At 68.7% G+C, this 2,643-nt stretch carries 3 protein-coding genes; all 3 read right to left on the bottom strand.

What is annotated here, in order from left to right:
- The coding region (locus tag RISW2_RS22630; protein ID WP_043775589.1) for a phage portal protein at positions 1 to 380 on the bottom strand (380 nt) is incomplete at its 3' end.
- 10 nt (positions 381 to 390) lie between these two features.
- Entirely contained in the window at positions 391 to 2,103 is a 1,713-nt protein-coding gene (locus RISW2_RS22635) for a terminase large subunit (protein ID WP_043775592.1), read from the bottom strand.
- A gap of 9 nt (positions 2,104 to 2,112) precedes the next feature.
- Entirely contained in the window at positions 2,113 to 2,496 is a 384-nt protein-coding gene (locus tag RISW2_RS22640; RefSeq protein ID WP_043775595.1) for a hypothetical protein, read from the bottom strand.
- Positions 2,497 to 2,643 lie beyond the last annotated feature (147 nt).

A 2,643-nucleotide genomic window follows, 5' to 3' on the forward strand; every position in this document is an offset into this window, starting at 1 on the left:
GTGGCCCGGTCGAGGACCACCTCGGCGAAGAAGTCGCCGTAGGCCTCGAGGTCGTCCACGATCGAGTAGACGAAGTCGAATCCGGTCTGTCGCGGGTTCGGGTTGGCGAGCAGCATCGCGGCCGGGTGGTCGGCCACGCGCCGCACGCGCTCGTCGTCGAGGCGCTGGAACGCGCCGAACTGCAGGCCTGCAACCGAATCCGCGAGGACCTTCAGGCAGGACCGGACGACCGGCACCTGTCGCGCGCGTTCGACGGTGACGGTCACGCCGATTTCGGAGCGCGCGCCGCCAACGGCGAAGAAGCGGTCGTCGGATGCATCGCGGTCGGCGATGCCTGCCGCGCGCATGCCGCCGCGCTGGAACATGTCCAGGATGCCCATTCCGTGCCTCTCAGCCGATCACAAAGTCTTCGGGGATCACGATCGCGCCGCCATTCGACGCGACCGGGTTCCAGCTCATCAGCATGACGCTGTTGAAGAGCGCCATGAGCGGGTCGATCTTGGCGCTGCCCGACTGCGCCTTGGTCACGATCACGGCGTTCCCGCGTGCCTCGGTGCGCGCGTTGCCGACGCTCCAGGTCATGATGCGCTGGCCGCAATGGCGGAACGTGCCGTTCTTCAGCTTGCCGGGCGTGCCCTTGATGGCGGCGTTCAGCTTGTAGCCCTGGCTGATCGCCCGGATGTCCTCGATCGCGAAGCCGGCCTCGATCAGGGCGTCGACGATCGCCGCGATGCCCTCGGGGTCGAGCCCGATCCCGTCCTCTGCCGGCAGCAGGCCGGCGGCCCGCAGCTCGAGGCAGACCTCGACGATCTCGGGGACCGCCTCCTCCTCGAGGTTGTCGACGAGGACGAGTTCGCCGGCGGTTTCCAGCTCGAGCAGCTCCGGCGCGATCGACTTGCGCAGTTCGAGCACGTCACGGTCGGCCCACGCCTTGCCCCAGTGCAGCCAGACCTTCGTCTCCGCGTGCCGCCCGAGGACCGACAGTCCGAGCAGGTCGTCGAGACCGCCGCCGTCGACGCCGACGACACAGACGTCGCAGACCTCGCGGATGCGGGCGAGCGTCAGGTCCGGGTCTGCCGCCTTGTTCCAGTAATCCGCGCCGATCCAGCGCCCGGACTTGAGCCCGATGCCGATCTGCACGTTCAGGTGCTGCGACGCGAAGAGCGCGAGGGCCTCGGGCCCGCCCTCCTCGGCCTTGCGCAGCTCGCGCTGCAGGTACGCCCGCGACACCGACCGCTCGAGATTCGGGTTCACGAGGCCCCAGGTCTTCGGGTCCCGCCACTTGCCGGCCTCGGCCATCTTCTGCGGCAGCTCGTAGAGCACCGCGAGCATCGGGTACTCGAGCTTGCCGTCCCGCACGGCGCGGGCCGTCTCGAGTTCCTTTTCCCACTGCCCGCTCGGGCGGTCCTTCGACTGCGTCGTGATCTGCAGCAGGAACCCCTCGGGCCGCGAGGCAAGCCCGCCGCGCAGCTCGACGAAGATGTCGGGCGCCTTCACCTTGGTCCCGAGCACGTGCGTCTCGTCCACCAGGATGAAGCTGCCCTTCGAGCCGGTCACCACGTCCCCGTCGGCCGACAGGATCATGATGACCGCCCGCGTCACGCGGTGGGTGATCTCCTTGCTCGAGTTGTTCGAGTGGAAGATCTTCGTCAGCTCCTCGTCGAGGGCGATGATCCCCTTCGCCTGCTTGAAGGCGATCGAGGCGATCTTCTGCGTCGGCGCGATCAGGATGAGCTCGGCCTGCGGGCGCTCGTTCATGATCGCGGCCACCACGATGATCGCCGCCGCGATCGCCGACTTGCCGTTCTTCTTCGGCACGAGCAGGAAGAACTCCTGCAGCATGCGCCGGCGGGTCTCGGGGTCGTAGCTCCCGAAGATCGCCCGCACCAGGTCGAAGACCCACTGCTCGCAGACCTCGCCGTAGGTCGGCGTGCCGACCAGGTCCGGCACGCGCAGGCGCTTGAAGATGCGCAGCGCCTTGTCGGCGACGTGATCGAAGAGCGGCAGGTCCGGGATCAGCGACCGGCCCGACAGGATCCGGTCTTCCCAGTCCGGGACCGCCGTCGACCACGCCGGATCGAAGAAGTCGGCCGCGCCGTCCACGCTGGTGCCTCAGTGCCAGTTGCCGGGGTTCAGGTCGCCGCCCCAGAGACCGCCGCTGTCCTCGGAAGCCTGTTTCGCCTCGCGCCGGGCCCGTTCCTTCTTCCCGACCGCCGCCTCGGGCTGCTCGTCCTCCGCGGCGCGCGACATGCGGGCGGCGGCCGCGCGCTGCTCGTTCTCGGTCAGCATCTGCCGGAGCTGGCGCACCGCGCCCATGTCGCCCGACACCGCCTTCCGCGCCGTGGCCGCGAAGATCGCCAGCTGCAGCCGGTCGGGCGCCATGTCGCGTCCCTTGAGCAGAGGCCCGAAATTCCGCTTCAGCGTCGAGCGACCGATGTTGAGCGCTTCGGCGATGCGCTGCGTCGGCCAGCCCTGCACCAGGCCCGCTTCCAGCATGTCGAGGTCTTTTTCGGACAGCTCTTTGCGAGGCCGCCCACGCTCGCCCTTGCGGGCTCTCACGGGGTTGCCGAAGAGGTCCGTCTCGCGAACGTCGTCCAAAATTCCCTCCACGGGAAAAAAATCTGCGGATGACTGGGTGGCGGG

Origin of the sequence: Roseivivax isoporae LMG 25204, assembly GCF_000521865.1 — a bacterium.
Lineage (GTDB): Bacteria > Pseudomonadota > Alphaproteobacteria > Rhodobacterales > Rhodobacteraceae > Roseivivax > Roseivivax isoporae.

Bases quoted from the DNA above. Each gene is read 5' to 3' on its own strand.
- RISW2_RS22640 (WP_043775595.1), bottom strand. From the start codon at position 2,496: ATGCTGGAAGCGGGCCTGGTGCAGGGCTGGCCGACGCAGCGCATCGCC.